Origin of the sequence: Janthinobacterium sp. SUN118, assembly GCF_030397695.1 — a bacterium.
Classification (GTDB): domain Bacteria; phylum Pseudomonadota; class Gammaproteobacteria; order Burkholderiales; family Burkholderiaceae_D; genus Janthinobacterium.
On the sequence record NZ_JAPUBV010000001.1, the window covers coordinates 2193310 to 2213306 of the forward strand.

16 protein-coding genes are annotated in these 19997 nt (G+C 65.7%); 13 read left to right on the forward strand and 3 right to left on the reverse strand.

Annotation, left to right across the window (positions count from 1 at the left end; translation table 11 throughout):
- The first annotated feature begins 29 nt into the window (after positions 1-29).
- From O0880_RS09905 to O0880_RS09945, 9 genes are all read left to right on the forward strand, one after another.
- Positions 30-695, forward strand: coding sequence for a PEP-CTERM sorting domain-containing protein (locus O0880_RS09905; protein WP_071323249.1), 666 nt, complete (start codon positions 30-32; stop codon positions 693-695).
- A gap of 200 nt (positions 696-895) precedes the next feature.
- Positions 896-3112: a type I secretion system permease/ATPase gene (locus tag O0880_RS09910; RefSeq protein ID WP_289886226.1), complete on the forward strand. Its 2217-nt coding sequence runs from the start codon at positions 896-898 to the stop codon at positions 3110-3112.
- Positions 3109-4422, forward strand: a complete 1314-nt coding sequence (locus O0880_RS09915; protein ID WP_289886227.1) for an HlyD family type I secretion periplasmic adaptor subunit — start codon at positions 3109-3111, stop codon at positions 4420-4422. The genes O0880_RS09910 and O0880_RS09915 overlap by 4 nt, the downstream gene beginning before the upstream one ends.
- Entirely contained in the window at positions 4422-5717 is a 1296-nt protein-coding gene (locus O0880_RS09920) for a TolC family protein (RefSeq protein ID WP_289886228.1), read from the forward strand. The genes O0880_RS09915 and O0880_RS09920 overlap by 1 nt, the downstream gene beginning before the upstream one ends.
- A 115-nt stretch (positions 5718-5832) precedes the next feature.
- On the forward strand, positions 5833-7110 hold the full coding sequence (locus O0880_RS09925) for a lipoprotein-releasing ABC transporter permease subunit (RefSeq protein WP_071323252.1): 1278 nt from the start codon (positions 5833-5835) through the stop codon (positions 7108-7110).
- A 55-nt stretch (positions 7111-7165) separates the two neighbouring features.
- Entirely contained in the window at positions 7166-8431 is a 1266-nt protein-coding gene (locus O0880_RS09930; RefSeq protein ID WP_071323253.1) for a lipoprotein-releasing ABC transporter permease subunit, read from the forward strand.
- Positions 8432-8447: 16 nt separating this feature from the next.
- On the forward strand, positions 8448-9173 hold the full coding sequence (gene lolD, locus O0880_RS09935; protein WP_289886229.1) for a lipoprotein-releasing ABC transporter ATP-binding protein LolD: 726 nt from the start codon (positions 8448-8450) through the stop codon (positions 9171-9173).
- A 12-nt stretch (positions 9174-9185) separates the two neighbouring features.
- A complete protein-coding gene (locus O0880_RS09940) occupies positions 9186-9983 on the forward strand; it encodes a TatD family hydrolase (RefSeq protein ID WP_289887338.1) in 798 nt (265 codons plus the stop codon).
- Positions 9984-9987: 4 nt separating this feature from the next.
- On the forward strand, positions 9988-11232 hold the full coding sequence (locus O0880_RS09945) for a PQQ-dependent sugar dehydrogenase (RefSeq protein ID WP_289886230.1): 1245 nt from the start codon (positions 9988-9990) through the stop codon (positions 11230-11232).
- A 10-nt stretch (positions 11233-11242) separates the two neighbouring features.
- Here O0880_RS09945 and O0880_RS09950 read toward each other — a convergent pair whose 3' ends face one another.
- Positions 11243-12754, reverse strand: a complete 1512-nt coding sequence (locus O0880_RS09950; RefSeq protein WP_289886231.1) for a M6 family metalloprotease domain-containing protein — start codon at positions 12752-12754, stop codon at positions 11243-11245.
- A gap of 302 nt (positions 12755-13056) precedes the next feature.
- Here O0880_RS09950 and O0880_RS09955 point away from each other — a divergent pair, with 302 nt between their 5' ends.
- On the forward strand, positions 13057-13530 hold the full coding sequence (locus O0880_RS09955; protein WP_289886232.1) for a T6SS effector amidase Tae4 family protein: 474 nt from the start codon (positions 13057-13059) through the stop codon (positions 13528-13530).
- 1 nt (position 13531) lies between these two features.
- On the opposite strand, the gene O0880_RS09960 is transcribed toward O0880_RS09955, so the two are convergent.
- Both O0880_RS09960 and O0880_RS09965 read right to left on the reverse strand, forming a co-directional pair.
- The gene (locus tag O0880_RS09960; RefSeq protein ID WP_289886234.1) at positions 13532-15520 is read right to left on the reverse strand and encodes a helicase-related protein; all 1989 of its coding nucleotides are present in this window, start codon (positions 15518-15520) and stop codon (positions 13532-13534) included.
- A gap of 76 nt (positions 15521-15596) precedes the next feature.
- On the reverse strand, positions 15597-16430 hold the full coding sequence (locus O0880_RS09965) for a class I SAM-dependent methyltransferase (RefSeq protein ID WP_289886235.1): 834 nt from the start codon (positions 16428-16430) through the stop codon (positions 15597-15599).
- Positions 16431-16496: 66 nt separating this feature from the next.
- On the opposite strand from O0880_RS09965, the gene O0880_RS09970 reads away from it, so the two are divergent.
- The 3 genes from O0880_RS09970 to O0880_RS09980 all read left to right on the forward strand — a co-directional run bounded on the left by O0880_RS09970 (position 16497) and on the right by O0880_RS09980 (position 19938).
- Complete coding sequence (locus tag O0880_RS09970; RefSeq protein ID WP_289886237.1) at positions 16497-16964, forward strand: barstar family protein; 468 nt, start codon at positions 16497-16499, stop codon at positions 16962-16964.
- A gap of 96 nt (positions 16965-17060) precedes the next feature.
- Positions 17061-17336, forward strand: a complete 276-nt coding sequence (locus O0880_RS09975) for a hypothetical protein (protein ID WP_289886238.1) — start codon at positions 17061-17063, stop codon at positions 17334-17336.
- Positions 17337-17511: 175 nt separating this feature from the next.
- On the forward strand, positions 17512-19938 hold the full coding sequence (locus O0880_RS09980; protein WP_289886239.1) for a DNA internalization-related competence protein ComEC/Rec2: 2427 nt from the start codon (positions 17512-17514) through the stop codon (positions 19936-19938).
- Positions 19939-19997 lie beyond the last annotated feature (59 nt).

Sequence of the window (19997 nt, forward strand, 5' to 3'; positions counted from 1 at the left end):
ACTTACATAATAGAAATAGGGAAACCACCATGAAACAATCCATGCACCTGCTCGTTCGCGGCGCCATCGCCGCAGCCGCCTTCGCCCTCGCCAGCGGCAGCGCCCTGGCGGCCTCCAACCTGCAAGTCGTCGATTCGCACAGCGTCAGCCTGTTTACGGCTGCCGGCGGCGCCTTCGGTTCGGGCAACGCCATCTCGCCGACCTTGTGGGAAGTCAAGTACGACAGCAATACCTTCCTGGCCTTTTGCCTCGATCCCCATGTGGCCGTGAGCAACAGCGCGAACAGCTACAGCAGCGGCGCCTTTGCCGCCAGCGATGCCGTCAAGCGCCTGTACGAGGGCTATTACGCGTCTTCGATCGCCAATGTGTCGACCAGCGCCAACAGCGCCGCCGCCTTCCAGCTGGCCCTGTGGGAATTGAATAACGACAACACGAACCTGTTGACGGGCGACCTGCGCTTCAAGAACCTGAGCAACGCCGTCGTCAGCCAGGCCAACAGCATGCTGGGCGTGGCCACGGGCAATGGCGCCATCCAGAACCTGTACAACTACACCAGCCTGACAAGCGTCAACCCGGCCTCGCAAACGCTGCTGGCCGTGTCGCCGGTGCCGGAAGCGCAGACCTGGGCCATGCTGGTCGCCGGCCTGGGCTTGCTGGGCTTCATGGCGCGCCGCCGCAAGTCCGGCGCCGCGTAAACCGGCAATAGCGGTATTGAGTTAGTAGTTTCTGCTGCGGCGCGTCCATCACGACGCGCCGCAGTTTTTCATTTTTACAACATCATTCTGAATAGCTGTTATTACTATGGCACAATGTTTCTGCAGGTTATCGCAGCGCGACCGTGACCATAGTCTCTTACTGTTTATTGCAATTGCCTGAGATAGGACTTGAGTTCCTCATGACGCCACCTTCTGACGCGCACGCCGCCGTCGATGCCTCCCCCTCCACGGCCCGTGCCGACACGCTTGCCGACGCCATCGTCTTCCTGGCCCGCTTTCTTGGCACCGGCGTGCAAGCCGAGCGCCTGCGCGCCAGCGTGACCGCGCATGGCGATCCTGCCGCCGCCGATTTTCTCGAGCAGGCGCTCAGCCATGCCAGCCTGGCCGGCACGCCGCTGCCGATGGACAGGCCGCGCCGCGCCACGGAAATGCCGGCCTTGCTGGTGAATGGCGCCGGCCAGGCGCTGGTGGTGCTGGGCATTGCCAATGATAAATATGAGTGCCATGTGCCCGGCATCGCCGGCACTTCCTGGCTCGATGCGGCGACGCTGGCGCAGGAAGTGCCGGACGGGCGCTGGGTGGCCGTGCGCCCGGTGATGTTTTTCGACCAGCGCAGCCTGCTCTACAACATGCCGGCGGCGGGGCGCTGGTTCTGGGACGTCTTCAACCGCAACCGCTGGGTCTTCCGCTGGGCCTTGCTGGGCACGCTGGTTTTGAATGTCATCAGCGCGCTGGTGCCGTTCTACGCGATGGCCGTCTACGACCGCGTGATTCCCAACAACGCCACGTCCAGCCTGTGGGTGCTGACCGTTGCCGTGGTGGCGCTGACGGGCTTCGAGCTGGCCATGCGATTGCTACGCGGCGAGCTGGTGGAAACGGCGTCGCGGCGCATGGACGTGGCCCTGTCGTCGAATATCTTCGCCCAGTGCCTGCGCCTGCGCGCGGCCAGCCGGCCCGCCTCGGGCGGCGCCCTGGCCAATACCGTGCGCGATTTCGAATCCGTGCGCGAATTCTTCGCCTCGACCACCCTGACCACCCTGGGCGACTTGCCATTTTTGCTGCTGTTCCTGCTGGTCATCGCCCTGGTCGGCGGCTGGCTGGTGCTGGTGCCCCTGGCCGCCATCCCCATCCTGCTGCTGGTGGCCTTCGCCTCGCGCGCGGCGCTGGCGCGCCACGTGGCCGCCTCGATGCAGGAGAGCGGCCAGCGCACGGCGCACCTGTTTGAAACCATGAATGGCCTCGATACCATCAAGGCGCTGGGCGCCGAGGCGTGGAGCCGCCGCAAATGGGAAAGCCTGACGGTGGCCATCGCCGCCAACAGCGTCGAGACGCGCGAAATCGTCAGCCGGGTCAATTACATCAACACGGCCGTGCTGGCCCTGTCCGGCGTGGCCGTGGTGGCCGTCGGCGCGCTGCTGATGGGCGAACACCTGCTGACCCTGGGCCAGATCATCGCCGTCAGCATGCTGACGGGGCGCGCGCTGGCGCCCGTGAGCCAGATCGCCGGCCTGATCATGCGCTGGGAGCAGACCAAGCTGTCGTACGAGGCGCTCAACAAGATCATGGAAGCGCCCACCGACGACGATGCGGCCAGCCTGCAGGCGCCGCCGCTGTCCGGGCGCATCGAGTTCCGCGAGGTGGGCTTCGCCTACCCGAACTCGCCGCCGCTGCTCGATAAACTGAATCTGCAAATCCGTCCCGGCGAACGGGTGGGCGTGATCGGCAAGCTCGGTTCCGGCAAGAGCACCTTGCTGCGACTGCTGCTGAACCAGTATGGCCCGCAAAGCGGCAGCGTGCTGTTCGACGACCTGGCCAGCACCCAGCTGGAACCCCTGAGCCTGCGCCGCCAGATCGGCTATGTGCCGCAGGACGTGACCCTGTTCCATGGCACCCTGCGCGAAAACATCGAACTGGGCCGCAGCCAGGCGGACGACGCCGGCCTGCTCGACGCCATCCGCCTCGCCTGCCTCGACGACATCATTACCCAGCTGCCCAATGGCGTGGCGACGGAAGTGGGCGAGCGGGGCGAGCGCCTGTCCGGCGGCCAGCGCCAGGCCGTGGCCATGGCCCGCGCCCTGCTGGCGAAACCGCCGATGCTGCTGCTCGATGAGCCGAGCAGCATGTTCGATCCTGCCACCGAGCAGCGCCTGATCGCCCGCCTGCGCACCTTGCAGGACACCACCATCGTGCTCGTCACGCACCGCATGGCGATGCTGGCGCTGGTGGACCGGCTGATCGTCTTCGACAAGGGGCGCATCGTGGCCGATGGCCCGCGCGATGAAGTCCTGCGCGTGATCAATGGGCAAAGCAATGGACAAAGTAATGGACAAAGCCCGGCTCAGAGCCAGGCCGCCAGGCCTGCCGCCGTTGCCACCACGACGGGAGCACCGGTATGAGCGCCCTGAATGCCCGTCCGCTGCCGCAGGCGCACCCGGACCCGGAACGCGAGCCGCGCCGCATCATCATCCGCATGCTGGCCCTGACGGCCGTGCTGCTCGTGCTGACCCTGGCCTGGGCCACGTTCGCCCAGCTTGACGTCTCCGTGAATGGCCGCGGCGCCATCACGCCGCCGTCGCATCTGCAGGAAGTGCAAAGCCTGGAAGGCGGCATCGTGCGCGAAATGCTGGTGAAACCGGGCCAGCAGGTGCGCCGCGGCGACTTGCTGCTGCGACTCGATACGGCGCAGTACGACGCCAACCTCGGTGCCAGCCTGCAGAACCGCCTGGCCGCGCTGGCGGGCAGGGCGCGCCTGGACGCGCTGCTGACGGGCGGCACGCCCCGGTTCGCGCCGGAATGGCAGCGCGAGGCGCCCGAGCTGATCGCCAAGGAAACCCAGTTGTGGCGCGACGGCCAGCGCGAATTCGCGTCGGCCACGGCGGCCGCGCGCGAAGGCGTGACGCGCCGGCGCGGCGAACTGGCCGAGGCGCACAGCCGCATCGCCCAGCTGGACGCGGGCATGAAGCTGGCGCTGGAAAGCCTGTCCATCGAGGAGCGCTTGTTCAAGGAGGGCGCCGGTTCGCGCGGCGATTACCTGAACGCGCAGCAGCGCGTGCAGCAGCAGCGCACGGAACTCGACGGCCTGCGCAGCTCCGTGCCGCGCCTGGTGGCCACCCTGGCCGAGGCGCAGGCGCAGGCCGGCGAAGTGGAAGCGCGCATGCGCGGCCAGTGGGGCGCGCAGCGCAGCGAGTACGAAACCAAGGCCGGCGCCCTGGCCAGCACCGTCAAGGGCCAGCAGGACCAGGTCAGCCGGCGCGATGTGACGGCGCCCGTCGACGGCGTCGTCAACCGCGTGCTGGTGGCCACCGTGGGCGGCGTGGCGCAGCCGGGCAAGCCGATCCTGGAAATCGTGCCGGCCGATTCCGAGGTGCTGATTTCCGTGCGGGTGAAGCCGTCCGACATCGGCTTCATCCACGTGGGGCAGGGCGCGTCGGCGAATGTGCTCGCGTATGACGCCACCACGTACGGCCGCATGAAGGCGCAGGTGGTGCGCGTGGGCGCCGACGCCATCCCCGACGAGCGCAACGAGCCGTATTTCGAAGTGCAGCTGAGTACCGACCGCAGCCAGCTGACGGCGCACGGCAAGGTGCTGCCGATTACGCCCGGCATGCCGGTCGACGTCGGTATCCTGACGGGACGCCGCTCGGTGCTGCAATATGTGTTCAAGCCCGTGCTGCGCGGCTTGCAGTCTTCCCTGCAGGAGCGTTGATGCGTGCCTTGCTGATATTTGTCATGCTGGCGTGTGCCGGCATCGTGGTGGAAGCGCAGGCCCAGCTGCCCGGCACCTTGTCCGTCCAGCCGGCGCCCATGCGTGGCTTGCCGGCCCTGCTGGCGCGCGCCGTGCCGCGCGACCCGCAGGTCATCGCGGCGCAGGCGGCGCTGGCCACCACCGAGGCGCGCTACAAGCAGGCCCGTTCGCGCCTGTTCCCGAATGCGGCGCTGCAGGCCAGGCGCGGGCGCAGCAACGACCTCGATGGCACGCTGGACGTGCAACGGCGTACCCATGAAGTGGAGGCGAGCCTGCGCTGGAATGTGTACAACGGCGGCGCCGACCGCGCCGAACTCGATGCGGCCGACCGCGAGATGGCGGGCGCCGCCTTCGACGTGGAGCGGGCGCGCGCGGAAAGCGCGGAAAAGCTGGCCGAAGCGTATTTCGACATGCAGCGCCTGGAGCGCAGCCTGCTGCAGTCGCAGGAACGCCTGCGCGACGTGACGCAGCTGGTGAAGCAGGTGGCGCGCCAGGCGGAGCTGGGCAAATCGTCGGAAGTGGACCGCGAGCTGGCGCAAAGCTCGCAGCTGGACGCGGAACTGGTGCACGACGGCTTGCTGACGGACCGCCTGGCCGCGCAGATCAAGCTCGAGGCACTGGCCTTCGAGCCGGTGGCGCAGTTTGCCGATTTTGTCTTTGCGCCGCTGCCGGCGCGGGCGCTGGAGAACGCCGACGCGCAGCAGGCGCAATTGCGCGCTGCGCGCGAGCGGGCGGCGGCGGCCCAGCTGCGCGTGCGCAGCGTGGCGGCCACCCTGGCGCCGAAAATCGACCTCGATGTCAGCCATCTGCTGAATAACAAGACGACGCCGCCGCCATCGACGATCCAGCAGCGCGGCTGGTCGGTGGGCGTCAGCTGGGAATTTCCGCTCGGCGGCGGCAACCTGGCGCAGCGCGACGAGAGCATCAGCCGCGCCCAGGCGGCCGAGGCGGACGTGGCGCGCGCCGAACAGGGCACGCGCGCCGACCTGGCCAGCATGCTGCCGCGTATCGCCAATGCGCAGCGCACCCTGGCCCTGCTTGACGAGCAGGAGCGCAAAATGGCGTTTGTCGTGCGCGGCGGCACCATCCAGTACGAGGCCGGCCGGCGCAACCTGCAGCAGGTCATCCAGACGCGCGACAGCTACTTCACGATACAGCAGCGCCGGATCGACCAGCAGCACCGCCTGACCCTGGCGCAGATGCGCCAGTACGCGCTGGCGGGACAGTTGCTGCAGGTGTTCGGACTGGCGCAATAGGGCGCTGGCGCCGGATTTGGCGCCAGCGTGCGCTGTTTCACGCACAGTTTCATGCATGAAATGGCCATTGTGTGGCACACTGCGCGCTCGCATATCATCGTTGTCGCGGGAGCGCATGAGCATCATCAAACAATTTCCTTTTGAGTGGCAGGTCGGCGTGCGCTATACGCGCGCCGGGAAACGCAGCGGCCGCAACAGCTTCATTTCCTTCATCTCCCTCATTTCCGTGGCCGGCATCGGCCTGGGCGTGGCCGCCCTGATCGTCGTCCTCTCCGTCATGAACGGCTTCCAGAAGGAAGTCACCGACCGCCTGATGTCGGTGCTGGCGCACGTGGAGGTGTTCGACACGAGCGGCTCCATGCCGAACTGGCAGGCGCAGGAGCGCGCCGCCTACGCCAACCCGCAAGTCAAGGCCGTGGCGCCCTTCGTGGAAACCCAGGGCATGCTGCTCAATGACGAAACCATGCGCCCGTCCGTCGTGCGCGGCGTGCTGCCGCAGCAGGAAGCCACCGTTTCCAGCGTGGCCGCGCAGATGAAGCAGGGCAGTTTCCAGGAGCTGACCCCCGGTTCCTACCATATCGTGCTGGGTATCGACCTGGCCAAGGCGCTGGGCGTGCAGGTGGGACAGAACGTCACCCTGATGCTGGAACGCGAGCCGAGGGCGGGCGATCCGGCCAACGGCCTGGTCATGCCGCGCATGCGCGCGCTGAAGGTGTCCGGCATCTTCGAAGCAGGCCATAACGAACTTGATGGCAGCCTGGCGTTCGTCAACATGCAGGACGCCGAGCAGCTGCTGCAGCTCGATGGCCCGTCCGGCCTGCGCCTGCGCCTGCACGACATGAACCAGGCGCCCCAGGTAGCGCGCGAACTGAAGGCCTCGATGCCGGGCCAGCTGTGGATGCGCGACTGGTCGCGCGCCAGCGCCAGCTGGTATGCGCTGGTGCAAAGCCAGAAGAACATGATGTTCATCATCCTCAGCATGATCATCGCCGTGGCCGCGTTCAACCTCGTCTCGACCCTCGTCATGTCGGTCACCGACAAGCAGGCCGACATCGCCATTCTGCGCACCCTGGGCGCTTCGCCGTTCTCCATCATGAAGATCTTCATGATCCAGGGCGCGCTGGTGGGCTTGCTGGGCAGCGCCCTGGGCGTGATCGGCGGCGTCGTGCTGGCGTTGAACGTGGGCGTGATCGTGCCTTTCATCGAAGGCATCTTCGGCCTGCATTTCATTTCGAAAGAGGTGTACCAGATCAGCGCCGTGCCGTCCGATGTGCACTGGTTTGACGTGGCGCAGATCGGCCTGATCGCCTTTGGCCTGGCGCTGGTCGCCACCATCTACCCGAGCTGGCGCGCCGCCCGCGTGAAACCCGCCGAGGCGCTGCGCTACGAATGATCGCCGCCGTTTGCAAGCTGAAACGAAACCTGAAACGATAAAGACCGCCGGAACAATGAGTATTTTCAAGAATTTGCCTTTCGAATGGCTGGTCGGCCTGCGCTACACGCGGGCCGGCAAGCGCAGTGGCCGCAACAGCTTCATCTCCTTCATCTCGCTCATTTCCATGGCCGGCATCGGCCTGGGCGTGGCCGCGCTGATCGTCGTGCTGTCCGTCATGAACGGCTTCCAGAAGGAAGTGACGGACCGCATGCTGTCCGTGCTGGCCCACGTGGAAGTGTTCGACAACAGCGGCAGCATGCCGGACTGGCGCGCCGAGAAGGCGCAGGCCTTCAAGAATCCGGCCGTCAGGGGCGCCGCGCCGTTCGTCGAAACGCAGGGAATGCTGCTGCGCGACGACGCGCTGCGCCCCGCCATCGTGCGCGGCGTGCTGCCCGAGGAAGAGCCGAACGTCTCCGACATTGCCGGCCAGACGCGCATGGGCAGCTTCAAGGCCCTGCAGCCGGGCACCTTCAATATCGTGCTGGGCATCGAGCTGGCGCGCGCACTGCGCGTCAACCTGGGCGACAAGGTCACCCTGATGCTGGCCCAGGGCCAGGTCACGCCGGCCGGCGTGCTGCCGCGCATGCGCAGCTTCACCGTCAGCGGCATCTTCCAGGCCGGCCACAATGAATTCGACGCCGGCCTGGCCTTCATCAATATCGAAGACGGCCAGCGCCTGTTGCGCCTCGACGGCCCGTCCGGCCTGCGCCTGCGCCTGGCCGACATGAACCAGGCGCCGCAAGTGGCGCAAGAGCTGAAGAAAACCATGCCGGGCGACCTGTGGCTGCGCGACTGGTCGAAGCTGAATGCCAACTGGTTCGCTGCCGTGCAGACGGAAAAGCGCATGATGTTCATCATCCTGACCCTGATCATCGCGGTGGCCGCCTTCAACCTGGTCTCGACGCTGGTGATGACGGTGACGGACAAGCAGGCCGATATCGCCATCCTGCGCACCCTGGGCGCTTCGCCGGCGTCCATCATGAAGATCTTCATGATCCAGGGCGCGCTGGTGGGCATACTGGGCACGCTGCTGGGCGTGGGCGGCGGCGTGCTGGTGGCGCTGAACATCGACGTCATCGTGCCCTTCATCGAACACCTGCTGGGCGTGCAGTTCCTGTCGAAAGATATCTATTTCATCAGCACCGTGCCGTCCGACCTGCGCTGGCCCGACGTCAGCAAGATTGGCGTGCTGGCCGTGATCCTGGCCTTTTTGGCGACCCTGTACCCAAGCTGGTGGGCCGCGCGCGTGAAACCTGCGGAAGCCCTGCGCTATGAATAACCCACTGACTACGACCATGACCGATCTGAATAAACCTGCCTCCAACGGCGCTTCCGCTGATACTGCCGTCCTTTCCTGCCGTGGCCTTGGCAAGACGTTCACGCAGGGCAGCTACAAGGTACAGGTGCTGGCCGGCATCGACATCGACATCCATCGCGGCGAAAGAGTGGCCATCGTCGGCGCCTCGGGCTCGGGCAAATCGACCCTGCTGCACCTGCTGGGCGGCCTCGATACGCCGACCAGCGGCAAGGTGAGCCTGCTGGGCAAGGATTTCGCCACCCTCAGCGAAAAGGCGCGCGGCGACCTGCGCAATGCCTCGCTGGGCTTCGTCTACCAGTTCCACCACTTGCTGCCCGAGTTTTCCGCGCTGGACAACGTCGCCATGCCGCTGATGATACGGCGCATGCAGCGCGCGCCCGCCACCGACCTGGCGCAGCAGATCCTCGCGCGCGTCAACCTGGCCAAGCGCGTGACGCACACGCCGGGCGAGCTGTCCGGCGGCGAACGCCAGCGCGTGGCCCTGGCGCGCGCGCTCGTCACGCAGCCGGCCTGCGTGCTGGCCGATGAGCCGACGGGCAACCTCGATCACGCCACGGCCGAACAGATTTTCGACCTGATGCTGGAACTGTCGCGCACCCTGGGCACGGCCTTCGTCATCGTCACGCACGATATCGAACTGGCCAAGCGCTGCGACCGCGTGCTGCGCCTGACGGACGAAGGGCTGCAGCCGTACCAATACTAAGGAGCCGCCATGCTGTGGATCGACACGCACTGCCACCTCGACGCGCATGAATTCGGTGATGAATCGCTGCAGGTGGCGGCGCGCGCGGGCGCTCAAGGCGTGGCGATGATCGTCCTGCCGGCCGTCGAACGGGCCAATTTCGCCATCGTGCGTGGCCTGGCCCATGCGGCGCCCAACGCCTGCTATGCGCTCGGCATCCACCCGATCTACGTGCCGCATGCCATGGAAGACGATTTGTCGGCCCTGCGCGCCGTCGTGGAGCTGGCCATGGCCGATCCGCGCTTTGTCGCCATCGGCGAGATCGGCCTCGATTTCTTCCTGCCCATGCTGTGCGAGCCGGCCATGCGCCTCAAGCAGGAGCACTTCCTGCGCGAACAGCTGAAAATCGCCCGCGATTTCGACTTGCCCGTGCTGACCCACGTGCGGCGCTCGCAGGACATCGTCCTCAAGCACGCGCGCCAGATCCGCCCGAACGGCGGCATCGCGCATGCGTTCAACGGCAGCTTCCAGCAGGCGCAGGGCTATATCGATCTGGGTTTCAAGCTCGGTTTCGGCGGCGCCATGACGTTTACGCGCGCGCTGCAGATACGCCGCCTGGCCGCCGACTTGCCGCTCGACGCCATCGTGCTGGAGACGGATGCGCCCGACATTTCCCCCAGCTGGCTGCATCCGGGCCGCAACAGCCCCGAAGAATTGCCGCGCATCGGCGCCGTGCTGGCCGAACTGCGCGGCCTGGATATTGCGCAAGTGGCGGCCGAGACCAGCGCCAACGCGCGCGCCGTGATGCCCCGATTACCCCTGATGGAATGAGACCATGAACAAGAAAATGCTCGCGGGCGCCCTGGCAGCCTGCCTTTCCGGCGCGTTGGCGCCCGCCATGGCGGCGGCCGGCGCCCAGTGCGACGGCTTGCCGCGCCTCGACGTCGCCACGCCGCCCGGCTTTTGCGTGGCCGTGCTGGCAGACGGCCTGAAATTTCCCCGTGGCGTGCTGCCGCTGACGAATGGCGACATCCTCGTCACGGACATGGCGGGCTGGACACCCAAGCAGGGCAAATTATGGCTGTTGCAGCGCAAGGCGGCTGGCCCCGGCTATGAACGCAAGTTGCTGCTTGACAAGCTCGACCGCCCGAACGGCATCGTGCAGGGACCGGATGGCATGGTGTACGTGGGCGTGGTGGGCCGCATCTTCCGTTTCGACTTGCGCGACCCGACCCGCGCCATCACCGACGTCATCGGCGGCACGGCCAGGACGCCGGGCTTGCCGGGCCTGGGCCTGCATTTGCTGACGAACATGCGCTTCAGCGCGCAGGGCGACCTGTACGTGAACGTGGGTTCCAGCACCGACCATTGTGAAGGCGCGGATGGCAAGGCGCCCGATCCGGCCAAGGCCTGTCCCTCGGCCGAAGGCGAGCAGGCGCTGGGCGCCATCCGCGAATACAAGATGGCCTGGCCGGCCGGCAGCGTGACGAGCTGGCGCACGCATGCGCGCGGCTTGCGCAACTCGATGGCGCTGGCCTTCCACCCGGCCACGGGCGAATTGTGGCAGGCGGAAAACGCGCGCGATGCCATCCAGGCCGCCATGCCGCAGCTGAAAAGCGATGAAAACCTGCCGCACGAGGAATTGAACCTGATCAAGGCCGACCGGCACTATGGCTGGCCCTATTGCTACGACGATAATGTGGCCAGCCCGGAATACCCGAAGACGGCCTGCGCCGCCCAGTATGCGGCGCCGCAGCGCTTGCTGCCGGGCCACGCGGCACCGCTGGGCATGACGTTCTATACGGCCAGCCGCTTCCCCGAGCTGTATAAAAACAGCCTGATCATCGGCTACCACGGTTACCGCAGCAACGGCCACCGCCTGGTGGCCTTGCTGCCGGATAAGGCCGGCGCGCCGCTGGGCAAGTCCGTCGAGTTGATCGGCAACTGGGAGCGCAAGGGCAAGCAGGGCCGCGGCGCGCCCGTGGACGTGAAGCAGGGCCAGGATGGCGACATCTACCTGGCCGACGACCACAACGGCCTGGTGCTCAAGCTGCACTACGAGGCGCCGGCCAAGCCCTAGCCAGCGCGCCCTACAGCGTGCGGAACGACACCGTCGGGCCGGGCGCGCCGATCTGCACCAGGTGCAGCCCCGACTGCGCGCCGCTCCACCACTGGCTGTCCGGCAAGGTATCCGGCCCGAACTGGTTGTTGCCCGCAGCGGCAAACAGGTCGCCGGCGTCGCCGCGGTTCGATGAGTCGCGCTCCAGGTCGCACAAGCCGTCGGCCTGCACCAGCGAACATTCATAGTGGCGTTCGGCCGTCATCTGTTCATTCTGGTTGTCGCCCAGTTCATCGATGTGCCATATGGCCAGCCCTTGCGCGGGCAGGGCCAGGTCGCGGCCGCTCGCCTGGCGGTTTTCGATGATGAAGTACTCGGTGGCGCTCTTGCGGTGGATGTAGAACTGGTTTTTCTCGGCCGCCGCCGCCGCGCTCATGCCGGGATCGAGGCGCACGGTGGAGGTGGCCCAGCCGGCGCGGTATTTCAGGTAGGCATTGACCTGGGTGGGATTCTTCCTGTCGACGTTGGCGCCCGTGCACATCAGGCAAAAGCTGCCCACGCCCGACGATTCGGCGCCGTAATCGTACAGGTCGGGGAAATCGCAGATCAGGTGGCCGTTTTCATGGCAAAACGTGCCCAACGACAATTCCTTGTCCATGTCCGTGATCTGGTAGTCGAAACTGCAGGTTTCCGGCCCCAGCTTGTATGGCGTGAGCAGGTGGAACGAGTGCGGCCACAAGCCCTTGGCCCAGTTGTTGACCCGCTTGCCCGCGTAAAAGACATTCGTCGCATACACGTAATCCTGCTCATCCGTCGACAGGGTTGAGAAGTCGAAGCCCTGGGCCTTGAAATGGTCGAGCGCTTCCTTGATCAGTTCGCGCGCCCGTTGCGGCTGGCGTATTTTTTCATTCGTGTAGTAGTCGCGTGGCTGGCGCGCCGTGTAGTACGGCGTGACGAGGTTGGTATAGCGCATGCGCCCGGCTGAATTGTCGAAGAAGTAGTCGTAGACGGATCCATGGTTGCCGAAGCCGCTGTAGCCTGGCTGGTTGCAAAAGTCGCTGACCTGCTGCTGCGTGATGGTGCCGGGCACGTCGGGGAAATCGATCAGCAGGCACAGGCCGACAAAGTCGCCCACCGTTTCGCGCTTCGGCGGCGCCGGCATCATGGCGGGCGCCAGGCTGTGCGCGCGCAAGTCCGCCTTGTATTGCTTGCGCCGCTGTTCCCAGCGCGACGTGCCCGGCTTCAGGATGGCGTTGTCGCGCACGCTGGCCCTGGCCGCCTCGGGCTTGACGCGCAGGCCCGGCTCCAGCCCCAGCGCCTGCACGGCCACCTGCCTCGGCCGCGCGCCCGCCGATTCCAGCTGCTCGGCGTCCGCGCTCAGCTTGGCATACATATAGTAGTTGGTGGCCGGATTTTCCACCACCGTATAGCCATTCTGGGCTTCGAATACGGCGTGATACTGGTTTCCCCAGCCGCGCACCGTCAGCGCACTGCCGTCGGGCTGTCTGAAGGTGAACTCTTCTCCGTGAAATGGTGTAGACATGGCATGCTCCTGTTCTCATTATCGTTTCGACACGGCCAGTCCGCTCCAAGCGGCGGACCAGCCTGACCTTGCCCGGCCAGCGGCTCGCAAATCGCTGGCGGGTCTTGATGGACAGGTGGTGGAGGGGAAGGTTCATTGATGGGTTGGCAAGACGGTCCAATCCGCAGTGCGCAAGCGGGTTCTCATCCAGCCCTGCGCTTGCGCCCGCTCATGGTCCGCCCATGGCGGCGTCCTACAATGGAGCATGCTCGTGTCCATCCCGGCACGGCGTTGCTTCATTGCTACTCGAGCGGGAGGTTGACGTGAAACCTGCATTCATCACGCTGCGTGAGAATTACTCGAGCGTGGACGCCGTCGGCCAGGCGGCCCTGTTTGGCGAGATCGGCTGGGAAGACCTGATCGACCAGGAAAACTTCAGCAATACCTGCGCCATCCGCGTCAGCCTGGCCCTGATCAAGTCCGGCGTCCGGCTGAAGGGGCGCATGGCCATCCGCAAGGGGCCGTTCAAGGGCGCGCTGATCGAGCCGGGGCAGGCCAGGCTGTCGCACATGCTGGCCAGTCCCGCGCTGTGTGGCGCGCCCGAAAAATTCGGCAGGGCGACGGCGCTTGCCGGCGTCGGCCAGCGCCAGGGCCTCGTCGCCTTCTTCCGCATCCCCGGTTACCTGGACGGTGCGGGCGGGCATATCGACATCCTGCTGCCGTCGGCCGGCAGCAAGGAATGCGGTAGCGCATGCTACTGGGATTGCGGCGAGGTGTGGTTCTGGGAGCTGCGGTAGATTATTTGAACTTCTTGCCCGAACGTCCTCGCGAGGCCGCGTTGTGCGCGCGCAGGATGGAATCGACGCGCTCGGAGGCGTCGCGCGACAGGTTCTGCGCCACCGCGATATCGGGGAAGAATTCGGGCAGGCGGTAGCTGAGCCACGCATACGCCGAGTAATAGCGGCACGTGTCTTCCACCTGCTGCAGGTTTTGCGTGCCGCCGCCATACGCGTGCTGGCGCAAGGTGGAGGTCTTGCCCTGCGACAGATTCCTGGCCCAGTGTTCCCACGCCGTTTGCAGCGACGGCACCTTGCTGGAGATCGGTACCAGCGACAAGGTGAATTTGTCGGCCACGGACAGGGGCAGGGTATCGAGCCACAGCGCGCGCTCCTTCTGGTCTTCCGTGATGCGCGGGAAGAAGAAGCCGTCCGGCACGTCGATATTGTGGATGAAGCGGCGCAGCAGCTTTGACAGCGACAGTTCGCCCGTCACGGAGGAAATGCGGTGCAGATGCTCGAGCGACGGCGCCACGGCAAAGCCGCTGGTGTTCAGCGGATGCAGCTTCTCCTTGAGCAGGGCGCGCATCACTTCATGCGTCTCGTTGTCGTAGCCGGCCACGAGTCCCTCTTCGTGCACGCCGTAGCGGCCCGCGCGTCCGGCGATCTGGCGCGCCAGCGCGGCGGAAATCTCTTCTTCTTCGCGGCCGTTGTACTTGACGCAGGTGGTCATGACGATGCGCGCGATCGGCATGTTCAGGCCCATCGCCAGCGCATCGGTGCCGACGACGATATCGGCCGTGCCGTCGCGGAAGCGCTGCGCCTGAGCGCGCCGCACTTCGGGCGACAGGTTGCCGTAGACGGTGGCCACCGACAGCCCCGTTTCCGTGATCATGTCGCGCCACATCAGCACTTCGCGGCGCGAAAAGGCGATGACGGCGTCGCCGCGGCGCAGGTTGCGCACCTTGCGCACGGCGTTCGCCTCCATCGACAGCGGCGCCATGCGTTTCAATACATGCACTTCCAGCGGGCAGTCCAGGCGTTCGGCCAGCGCCTCGATGGCGCGCCGCGCCTCGGGCGCTCCCACCAGGTACACGGTGTGGGCCGGCGCGCCGCAGACGGCCGCCGTCCAGGCGGCGCCACGGTCCGGGTCGGCCAGCATCTGGATTTCGTCGATGACGGCCACCTCGACGACGGTTTTCGTGTCCAGCATTTCCACCGTGCTGGCCACGTGCGTGGCGCCGTCGACGACGCGCCGTTCCTCGCCCGTGATCAGGCTCACGGCCAGCGGCTTGCCATGCGGCGCGGCTTCCTGCAGGCGCTCGTAGTTTTCCAGGGCCAGCAGGCGCAGGGGGGCCAGGTAGATGCCGCTTTTCGCCTTCACCAGCGCTTCCATGGCGCGGTGCGTCTTGCCGGAATTCGTTGGTCCCAGCAGGGCGATGAAGCGGCGCGGCAAACGGCGCGCCATCTCGAACGAGGCCGGATACTCGGCCAGGTTGATGCTCTGGCGCGTGCGCGCCGCATGCTGTTCTTCCTGCTGGCGCTCGATGGCGTGGTTGAAGCGCTGGCGGATGCGGTCGAAGACCATGCCGGCCGGCTCCGACGTCTGCATGTCGCCCAGCGTATGCAGGAAGAGCATCGGGTCCGTGTCCACGTCCTCGCACTGGCCCGCGATATCGGCGACGAAATCCATCACGTGCTGGCGCAGTTCTTCGAAGATGGCGGCGCTGGCCCGTTCGCGTATCAGGGCCAGCTTGGCCTCGCGTTCCATCTTGCGCCACTTGGCCGGCCGCGCCAGTACGCCCTGCGCCGGCACCAGTGCATACGGCACGCGCAAGCCGCCCGCCTTGACCATGCCGGAAAAGCGCACGAAGACGCGGCCTTCCATCTTGACCAGGCGGATATGCTCGGCCAGTTCCCCCAGTTCCGCGACCAGGGTGGCGTCGTTATTGTCTTCGGTGCTGTCGGCGAGGTCGGTGGAAGTGTCGGGAGGAAGTGCGGAGGAAGTCATGTCGTGCCTGGGTGTTGAAGTAAGCGAGGCCGATTATACCGTCGATGGCGGACAGCTTGCTTCCAGGCATCCATTTTCAGGCAGCCTGCGCGCGCACCAGGCGCGAGCCCCAGCCCGTGGCGATGGTGCCGTCCGCGCGCTGCAGGCAGCGGACGGCGTCAAGAAAGGCTTGCCGCAGGCGCTGCCTGGCCACGTCGTCGAGCCGGTCGATGTCATAGGTGTCGAGCAGCGCGGCCCACAGTGCGTGCGGCGTCGGCGACCAGGGCACGTCGATGTCGTCGAACGCGACGTGCGCGAAACCGCCATCGAGCAGCTCGCGCCAGCCGGCTTCCGAGCCCGCGCGCCTGTCGCCAAAGCGCAGCGGCGGCAGCGCGTCGTTGGCGATCGGCTTGAAGACGTCCATGAAGGCGTCGTTCACTTCGCCCAGCAGAAAAGTCCGGCCGACGATGGCCGCGAACTGGCCGCCGGGGCGCAGCACGCGGCGTATTTCGCGCATCACCTGTTCCATGTCGTCCATCAGCATCAGCGCCATGTGCGACACGAGGCAATCGACGGCGGCGGACGCCAGGTCCAGCGCTTGGGCGCGTCCCTGTTGCAGGCGCACGGATGGGGGCAGGGTGGCGCGCGCCGCGGCCAGTTCGGCGGCGCTCATGTCGATGCCGATCAGCTGCAGCTGCGGCTGCTGCCTGGCCGCCAGCAAGCCTAGCAGGTGGCCGTCGCCGCAGCCGAGATCGAGCACTGTCAGTGGTGTATCCGTATCCGCTATGAGACTGCTCAGCACGGCATAGGACGACGCATGGTGCGCGCTGGCCGAGCGGGCCGGCAAGTGGCCGAATGCGGCGCTGGTGACGCCGGGCTGGCGTTGATGGAAGTCCTGCAGGTACATCTCGGCGGTTGAAAGCGCGGTCATGTGGCGTTCGATAAAGGGGGGAAGTTGGCGCCCGGGGCGCTGAAGGGCATGCTAGCATGGAAGCGCATGAGAATGCACCGCGATTGCTTTGGCTGGGCTGGCGTCGTTCGTAATATGGAGACTGGGAGAGTAATGATGTTGAGTCGCCGGGGTTTTTTCGCTGTAGATGCCGCAACTGCCGAGCAGATCATTCTCGATTCGCAAACGGACGGCATGCATGTGTTTCACCTCCCTGGGGAAATGACTTCCAAGGACACATTCTTTGATGGGGTACGCCAGACGCTTCCTCTCGATCCTCCGTTACATAGCAATACAAGCTGGGAGGCGCTAGCGGATTCCGTATGGGCAGGATTGGATGGATTGAAGGACGATGGCATCGTGATTGTCTGGCGGGACTCCGGTTGCATGGCAACATGCGCCCCGGAGGATTTCTGCATGGCCTTTGATATCTTGAATGAATTGCCCGGCACACTCGCCGATGTCACGCTAACATTGAATAACCCTAAGAAAGTGGTGGTGCTTCAGGTGGTTTAATCGCCATATGGCGCTGGACGGGCCGTGAATGGGCGATATCGCTTGCTAATGCGCCGCTCAGGCAAGAGCGGCACTGCAGGGTTGCAAGAGATCGTAATGAGATGGCAAACCTTGGGCTTTAACAAGATGCAAAGAAAAATGCAGCTTGAACTAAGCGCAGATGATGATAATGTTGCATATTTAATTCGTCCAGGTCATCGGGGGAAGGGCGTAGCCGGCGGCGTGAAAAAACAAATTCGGCTGCGCTCTGCTGCCAGAAAATTCAGGGAAAACTGGATACCTGCGGGAGCGAATTGGAAAAATTCTTCCTTCGTCCCATTCGATTGGAATTTGGTGGAGCAGCTGAGAAACATTCCTGTCGATTATCTTTAAAATCAGTATGGCGTGGTGTAGATGGGAAAGAAATGCAAGGTGGCTATTGCTTGGTATTAACTGAGCTATTTCGTCTTGTTCTGCTCCCGATCAAACTTGCAGCCTGCATGTGCGCGCGCACCCAGATAGTGCCGTTTATAGTGGTGAATCTGAGTCAGCGCCGCTTCGGCCTGCCATGCGCACCTTCATACTCGGCTTTTCCGCTGGCGCTTTCTGGCTGCAGACGCAGGCGGAACTGCCTGCGCATGCGGGTGCGGCGCTGCTGCTGGCCTGCTTGCTGTTCCTGGGGCTAGGCTACGTCGCGCGTGGCGGGCATGCGGTCTTGCGCCTGTCCCTGCGATGCTTCTTCGGCGTCATCTTCGGTTATTTCTGGGCCGCATTCCTGGCGCACGCGGCGCTCTCATCCCAGCTGGCATTGCAAGACGAGGGCGAGGACATCACCGTCGTCGGCACCATCGCCAGCCTGCCCTACCATTTCGAGCAGGGCGTGCGCTTCAACTTTGCCGTCGAAAAGGCGGTCGGGGCCAAGGTACCGCCCCTGATCGCCCTGTCCTGGTATGCAGGCTTTCGCGACGCGGTGGCGAATGAAGTGGGCAATGTGCAGCCGGGCGAACGCTGGCGGCTGACGGTGCGCCTGCAGCGCCCGCATGGCAATGCCAATCCCATGGGTTTTGACTACGAAGTGTGGCTGCTGGAGCAGGGCGTGCGCGCCACCGGCTATGTGCGGCCGCAGCCGCGCGCGGAGATGCCGAACCGGCGCCTGGCTGCCTTCGTGCCCGGTTTCGGCAATGTGGTGGAAGCGAGCCGCGCGGCCCTGCGCGCGCGCATCGTGCGCAGCCTGGAAGGCAGGCAGTACGCGGGCGTGATCGTGGCGCTGGTGGTGGGCGACCAGCGCGCCATCCCCCAGTCGGACTGGCAAGTGTTCAACCGCACGGGCGTCAGCCATCTGATTTCCATTTCGGGCTTGCACATCACCATGATCGCGGGATTGTTCGCCTTGGGTGCGGGCGCATTGTGGCGGCGCTCGTTTTTTATTGGCTGGCAACTGCCGTTGCGGCTGCCGGCGCAAAAGGTGGCGGCGCTGGCCGGCGCGCTGGCCGCGTTTTTATATGTGCTGCTGGCCGGCTTCGGCGTCCCGGCGCAGCGCACCTTATATATGTTGATGGTGGTGGCGCTGGCCCTGTGGCTGGGGCGCATCACCAGCATAGGCCACGTGCTGTGCCTGGCGCTGGGCGCGGTGGTGCTGCTCGACCCCTGGGCCGTGCTGTGGCCTGGTTTCTGGCTGTCGTTCGGCGCCGTCGCCACCATGCTGTACGCCGGCGTGGGGCGCACCGCGGCACCGATGCCGGCGCAGGCGAGCCGCTGGCGCCGCCTGCGCGCGGCCGTGGCGCTCGGTGCGCAGACGCAATATGTGGTGACGGTGGGACTGGTGCCGCTGACGATGCTGCTGTTCTCGCAAGTGTCGCTGGTGTCGCCTGTGGCCAATGCGCTGGCCATCCCCGTCATCAGCCTGATCGTGACGCCTTTGTCGCTGGCGGGCAGCCTGCTGCCGGCACCGCTGTCCGACTGGCTGTTGCTGCTGGCGCATGCCATCGTGCAGATGCTGGCGCACGTGCTCGATTGGCTGGGGGCGCGCCGTTTTGCCGTGTGGACGGCACCCGCGCCGCCGATGTGGAGCTTTTGCTGGGCGCTGTTCGGCACCCTGTGGCTGCTGGCGCCGCGCGGATGGCCGCACCGCTGGGCGGGCATGCTGGGCTGGCTGCCGCTGCTGACGGCCTTGCCGTCCAGCCCGCCGCCGGGCCGCTTGTGGGTGACGGCGTTTGACGTGGGACAAGGCATGGCCCTGCTGGTGGAAACGCATGGCCACCGCCTGCTGTACGACACGGGGCCAGCCTACGGTCCGGAATCGGACGGTGCCAGCCGCGTCATCGTGCCTTATCTGCGCGCGCGCGGCATTGCCAGTCTCGATGGCGCGATCATTTCGCACAGCGACCTTGACCATGCGGGCGGCGCCATGTCGCTGCTGGAAAATATCCCTGTGGGCTGGCTCGCTTCGTCGCTGTCCGGCGGCCACCCGGCCATCGAGGCGCGGCGGCAGTCTGGCCGTCCCTACCTGCGCTGCGTGGCGGGCCAGAGCTGGACGTGGGAAGGCGTGCACTTCGCCATGCTGCATCCATTGTCCGCCAGCCACGACGACATCGCCTTGAAACCGAACGCCCGCAGCTGCAGCGTGAAAATCACGGCCGGCAAGCACGCTATCCTGCTGGCCGGCGACATCGAGGCGGCGCAGGAAGCGCAGCTGCTGGCGCGCTCTGCAGAAGGTGAACTGGCGGCTGACGTGCTGCTGGCGCCGCATCACGGCAGCGGCACGTCTTCCACGCAGGCATTCCTGGACGCCGTGCATCCGACCCTGGCGATCTTTCAGGTGGGACACCGCAACCGTTATAAACATCCGAAGGCACAGGTGTATGCCCGCTATGGCGCGATGGGGATTACGCGGCTGCGCACGGATGTGGAAGGGGCGCTGGTGCTGGAGTTTGGCGAACGTATCGCCGTGACGCAGTACCGGGCCAGCCGGCCGCGGTATTGGCACGGGCGATAGCGGCCAGGCGCGCATGGCCAAGCTCGTTGAGTTAAATGCAATATCTCTCTATGATGGCG